The sequence below is a fragment of the Planktosalinus sp. genome, assembly GCF_059864935.1.
This window is the reverse complement of record NZ_JCBCCK010000470.1, coordinates 1-5950: the sequence shown is the minus strand read 5'-3', so window position 1 is coordinate 5950 and position 5950 is coordinate 1. Positions and strand designations below refer to the sequence as shown.

Here is a 5950-nt window from a genome sequence, read left to right as displayed (position 1 = left end):
CTTTCTGTTTGGAATGTCAACTGCTGCACGCTACATAGAATCCGGGCGATACAAAAAAATACTTCTTATCGGCGCAGATAAAATGTCATCAATAATAGATTATGAAGATCGTACAACTTGTATCATTTTTGGAGACGGGGGCGGAGCCGTGCTTTTTGAACCCAATTCTGAAGGCTTAGGGCTTGTTGATGAATTTTTGAGGACAGACGGTATAGGGAGACAATCCTTAAAAATTGATGCCGGAGGTTCATTGCTCCCCGCATCAGCAGAAACTGTTGCCAATAAACAACATTATGTTTTTCAGGACGGGCAAACGGTATTCAAATTTGCCGTTTCCAATATGGCTGATGTTAGTGAAAAAATCATGCTAAGAAACAATCTTACCAATGAAACAGTAAATTGGTTGGTTCCACATCAAGCAAACAAACGCATCATTGATGCTACGGCAAGACGAATGAAACTCGATGAGGCAAAAGTGATGATGAATATTCACAGATACGGCAATACGACTTCGGCAACACTTCCGCTACTTTTGCATGACTATGAAAAACAACTTAGAAAAGGAGATAACCTTGTGTTTGCATCATTTGGCGGAGGCTTTACCTGGGGATCAATTTATTTAAAATGGGCGTATAACAGTTAAACATACCAAAACTAAATTCAATATTATGGATATCAAAGAAATTCAAAACCTAATTAAGTTTGTAGCCAAGTCGGGCGCAAGCGAAGTGAAGCTTGAAATGGGCGATATTAAAATCACCATTAAAACAGGTGGGGAAGAGTCAAAAGGCGGAACCACTTATGTGCAGCAAATTCCTGTTCAGCAACCGGTTCAGCAGCAAGCAGCCCCGGCTTCACAACCAGTTGTTGCAAATCCTGCAACTCAAGAAACTGCCGTTTCTGAAGACTCAAAATATGTGACAATCAAATCGCCAATGATAGGGACTTTTTACAGAAAACCATCTCCTGACAAGCCTACCTTTGTGGAAGTGGGAAGCACTATTAAAGCCGGCGATCCACTTTGTGTTATTGAGGCCATGAAGCTTTTCAACGAAATTGAAAGTGATGTTTCAGGTAAAATCGTAAAAGTACTTGTAGACGATTCCTCTCCCGTAGAATTCGATCAGCCATTATTTCTTGTAGATCCATCTTAAGAAAAGATATAGTTTATAAAAATTAATCTATTGGACTCTTTAAGTTTTAATCAATAACAGAAAACTATGTTTAAAAAGATATTAATTGCAAACAGGGGTGAAATTGCCTTAAGGGTTATCAGGACATGTAAAGAAATGGGAATCAAAACAGTAGCTGTATATTCAACTGCCGATGCTGAAAGCCTTCACGTAAAGTTTGCAGACGAAGCAGTATGTATCGGCCCACCACCAAGCAATCAGTCTTATCTAAAAATGTCAAGTATTATTGCAGCCGCGGAAATTACCAACGCAGACGCTATTCATCCGGGCTATGGGTTTTTGTCTGAAAATTCAAAATTCTCTGCAATTTGTAAAGATCATGGAATAAAATTTATTGGTGCTTCTCCTGAAATGATTGATAAAATGGGCGATAAGGCCTCAGCAAGAGCCACTATGATGGCTGCAGGTGTACCCTGCATTCCGGGATCAGAAGGCTTATTAAAAGATTTTCAAGATGCAGAAAAAACTGCTGACAAAATGGGCTACCCGGTAATGCTTAAAGCAACTGCCGGAGGCGGAGGAAAGGGAATGCGTGCGGTTTGGAAAAAAGAAAACCTGAAAGCGGCCTGGGAATCGGCCAGGCAGGAAGCCGGTGCTGCCTTTGGTAACGATGGCATGTACATGGAAAAGCTTATTGAAGAGCCCAGGCACATCGAAATCCAAGTGGTAGGCGATTCAACCGGAAAAGCATGTCACCTTTCGGAAAGGGATTGCTCTGTTCAGCGACGTCATCAAAAACTAACAGAAGAAACCCCTTCGCCCTTTATGACAACCAAGCTTAGAAAAGCAATGGGGGATGCCGCGGTAAAAGCTGCAGAATACATCAAATATGAAGGAGCAGGCACAGTTGAGTTTTTGGTTGATAAAAACAGAAACTTCTATTTTATGGAAATGAACACACGTATTCAGGTGGAACATCCCATAACAGAGCAGGTGATTGATTATGATTTAATCCGTGAACAAATATTGGTTGCAGCGGGAGTGCCCATTTCGGGCAAAAACTATACGCCTCAATTACACTCTATTGAATGCAGAATCAATGCCGAAGATCCTTACAATGATTTCAGGCCATCACCGGGCAAAATCACCGTATTACATGCTCCCGGAGGCCATGGGGTGCGGCTTGATACTCACGTTTACGCAGGCTATACAATTCCGCCAAACTACGACTCGATGATTGCCAAGTTGATTACCACTGCTCAAACAAGAGAGGAGGCCATCAACAAAATGAAACGAGCACTGGACGAGTTTGTGATTGAAGGGGTTAAAACAACTATTCCTTTTCACAGACAATTGATGGATCACCCTGACTATCTTGCCGGAAACTATACAACTAAATTTATGGAATCTTTCAAAATGGAAGAACCCGAAGATGAATAAAAATTAAACAGCCCCTGAAAAGGGGCTTTTTTATATGCAACTAAGTTATTGGGAAATAAAAACATGGTTTACAAATGTGGATTTTACCATTGTTGGCAGTGGTATTGTTGGCTTAAACTGTGCATTAAACCTGAGGAAAAATTTTCCTAAAAGTAAAATTCTTGTGCTTGAAAGGGGAATACTTCCCAGTGGCGCAAGTACAAAAAATGCAGGCTTTGCATGTTTTGGAAGCGTTTCAGAAATCCTGGATGACCTTAAATCACATTCTGAAGAAGAAGTTTTTCAGTTAGTCAAAAAAAGAGTTGACGGGCTTAAATTATTAAGAGAAAATTTGGGCGATAAAAACATAGACTTTCAGCTTAACGGCGGCTTTGAACTTTTTAAAAAAGAAGATGCGCAGCTTTATGAAACCTGTCTTAAGCAGATAAATAAAATTAACAATCTCCTAAGACCAATATTTCCCGAGAAGGCTTTTAGTGTCACAGAAAGCAAGTTCGGGTTTCAAAACATCATTGATCAAAGTTTTTACACGCCTTTTGAAGGCCAGATTGATGCCGGAAAAATGATGACCGCTCTCGTTGCAAAAGCTGTAGAAAAAGACATTTTAATTTTGAACGGTGCTTCCCTCACCAGATTCAATGAACAAAAAAGTTACGTAAGCATACTGTTAAACAACAATTTAGAATTTAAAACAAACAAAATTTTCATTGCCACAAATGGCTTTGCCAATGAGATTTTAAACGAAAACATTCAGCCCGCAAGAGCTCAGGTGATTATTACAAAGCCCATCAAAAACTTTAAAATAAAAGGAAACTTTCATTTGGACAGAGGGTATAATTATTTTAGAAATGTTGACGGGAGAATTCTTTTGGGAGGAGGCAGAAATTTAGACTTTAAGGGAGAAGAAACCACAGAACAGCACACCACAAAGGTTATACAAGCCCATCTTGAAAACCTGTTAAAAGATTTTATATTACCAAACACACCATTTGAAATTGAAAACAGATGGAGCGGAACCATGGGCGTAGGGTCACAGAAAAAACCTATTGTAAAGCAACTTTCAGACAATGTGTTTTGCGGGATTAGAATGGGGGGTATGGGCGTGGCTATTGGTTCAATTGTTGGAAAAGATTTAGCGGGGCTCGTTTAAAATAAAAACATTAAGAAATATTTTCGGAAAATTCTACTATCTTGAAGCCTTGTTTTAGCATAAAATATTTTTTATGATTAAGAAAAAATTCCCTGCAATCTTTTTCTTGGCTTTGTTCCTTTTTTCGTGTTCTTCTGACTCAGAAGAATACATTGACGACCCACTGCCGGTTTCTCCGGTGAATTTTGACATCAATAGCGTCCCATATCTAACACTATCTGAATACAATTTCTATGAAGGTGATATTAAAGAGCTAAACCCGGTTTATGGTGTAGTTCCTTATGATCTTATTACCCCTCTTTTTACTGATTATGCACTAAAGAAAAGATTTATCTGGATGCCTGCAGAACAAAAAGCTGGTTATGTGAGCGATGGCGACATCTTCAATTTCCCCGTTGGGACAGTTCTTATAAAAAACTTTTATTATAACAATATGTTGCCGGACAATGTGACCAAAATTCTAGAAACAAGGTTGATGATCAAAATGCCAAGTGAGTGGATTTTCGCCCAATACATTTGGAATGATGAACAAACGGAAGCGCATTATGATATGGAAGGAAGAACTGTTCCAATTCAGTGGTTTCAAAATGGGGTGCAAAGACAAGTTAATTATAGGATTCCCTCTCAGGAAGAATGCCTTATGTGCCATAAAACCATTGGAGAGGCCATGCCAATTGGGCCAAAACCACAAAATATCAATTCAATATTTAACTACGCAGATGGCGCAAAAAATCAGATGCAAAAGTGGGAAGAAATGGGCTATCTGGACAGCAATTATCCCACTGATATCAATACCACAGTCGGGTGGAATGACCCGTCAAAACCGGTTGAGTTAAGAATGCGCTCTTATTTTGACTCAAACTGTGCGCACTGCCATACAACAGGGGGTCACTGTGACTACAGACCAATCAGGCTGGCTTTCAATGAATCATCAAACCCGATAAACCTTGGTGTTTGTGTTGAACCCGACGAAGACATCAGTTTCTGGATTGATGATGACCCTACGCACATAGTTGCGCCCGGCGATATTAATAATTCAGTTATGTACCACAGAATGAACACAACTGAAGATGCTATAAAAATGCCATTAATCGGCAAAAGCTTAATTCACGATGAAGCAGTTGACTTGCTGATTGAATGGATTAACTCTTTAAATGGAACATGTGAATAATCATCTAATAATTATTTTAATACAATGAAAAAATTTACACTTTTAATTGTTCTAACAGCTTTGTTACAAAATGTAGCCTTCTCCCAATTGGCCTTTACAACCCAACCCATAGGAACCAGCGGGCAATACAGCATCTGTGCTGTAGATATGAATGGCGATTATCTGGACGATATCGTTTCGGTAAGTTCAACCAACATACAAATCTTTTTTCAAAATGCTGACGGCACTTTTACCCAGCAAAATTTTCCAACAACACAGGCAAACTATTTGCCATCCTGGAGTATAGCCGCAGGCGATATTACCGGAAACGGCTACAACGACCTGTTATACGGCGGTGGCTCCGGGGTTACTTTTATGTATGCCAACAATAATGGCACCGGATATACTGAAGTTTCTTTTCCGCAATTTGTCTTTGCACAGCGCTCAAACTTTGTTGATATAAATAATGATGGTGACCTTGACGCTTTTGTTTGTCACGATGTAGCCCCCAATGTTTACTACATCAATGACGGGAACGGAAACCTCACTTTTAATCAGGGCGGACTGGGCGACCATCCCAACGGCGGGCATTATGGTTCAATCTGGATAGATTACAATAACGATGGAAATCTGGATTTATTTATATCTAAATGTAGTGGTGGAAGCCAGGGCGCAACCGCAAAGTATAACGAACTTCATAGAAACAATGGAGACGGGACTTTTACAGATGTTAGTGTAGCTTCCGGGCTCAGGGATCCTTTGCAAACTTGGTCTTCAGCCTGGGGTGATTTTAACAACAACGGCTATATGGATGTTTTTGTTGGCGCAAGCTCCCCCTCAGACGGTATGCATAAATTGATGAGGAATAATGGTGACGGTACATTTACTAATGTTACAGCGGGCTCTGGATTTGACACTTTTGGAGGCACCAGTATAGAGCATGCAACCTATGACTTTAACAATGATGGATATCTGGATATAATGGGCAATTCAAACACCATTTTCCTGAATAACGGCGATTTTACCTTTACGGAACATACAGTGCCATTCTCCGGCGCAGCCATTGCAGACCTCAAC

At 40.0% G+C, this 5950-nt stretch carries 6 protein-coding genes; all 6 read left to right on the top strand.

The annotated features are described in order from the left end of the window. Nucleotides 1-643: 3-oxoacyl-[acyl-carrier-protein] synthase III C-terminal domain-containing protein (locus AC6F75_RS13870; RefSeq protein WP_500715682.1), on the top strand; the 643-nt coding region annotated here is incomplete at its 5' end. A gap of 25 nt (nucleotides 644-668) precedes the next feature. After that, nucleotides 669-1154, top strand: a complete 486-nt coding sequence (gene accB / locus AC6F75_RS13865) for an acetyl-CoA carboxylase biotin carboxyl carrier protein (RefSeq protein WP_500715681.1) — start codon at nucleotides 669-671, stop codon at nucleotides 1152-1154. Nucleotides 1155-1220: 66 nt separating this feature from the next. Continuing rightward, complete coding sequence (gene accC, locus AC6F75_RS13860; RefSeq protein WP_500715680.1) at nucleotides 1221-2573, top strand: acetyl-CoA carboxylase biotin carboxylase subunit; 1353 nt, start codon at nucleotides 1221-1223, stop codon at nucleotides 2571-2573. 34 nt (nucleotides 2574-2607) lie between these two features. Further along, nucleotides 2608-3723 (top strand): FAD-dependent oxidoreductase, encoded by a 1116-nt coding sequence (locus AC6F75_RS13855; RefSeq protein ID WP_500715679.1) that lies wholly within the window; start codon nucleotides 2608-2610, stop codon nucleotides 3721-3723. A 73-nt stretch (nucleotides 3724-3796) separates the two neighbouring features. After that, nucleotides 3797-4894: a hypothetical protein gene (locus AC6F75_RS13850; protein ID WP_500715678.1), complete on the top strand. Its 1098-nt coding sequence runs from the start codon at nucleotides 3797-3799 to the stop codon at nucleotides 4892-4894. A gap of 24 nt (nucleotides 4895-4918) precedes the next feature. After that, a partial coding sequence (locus AC6F75_RS13845; RefSeq protein ID WP_500715677.1) for an FG-GAP-like repeat-containing protein occupies nucleotides 4919-5950 on the top strand: 1032 nt, incomplete at its 3' end.

Bases quoted from the DNA above. Each gene is read 5' to 3' on its own strand.
- accB (WP_500715681.1), top strand. From the start codon at position 669: ATGGATATCAAAGAAATTCAAAACCTAATTAAGTTTGTAGCCAAGTCG.
- accC (WP_500715680.1), top strand. From the start codon at position 1,221: ATGTTTAAAAAGATATTAATTGCAAACAGGGGTGAAATTGCCTTAAGG.
- AC6F75_RS13855 (WP_500715679.1), top strand. From the start codon at position 2,608: ATGCAACTAAGTTATTGGGAAATAAAAACATGGTTTACAAATGTGGAT.
- AC6F75_RS13850 (WP_500715678.1), top strand. From the start codon at position 3,797: ATGATTAAGAAAAAATTCCCTGCAATCTTTTTCTTGGCTTTGTTCCTT.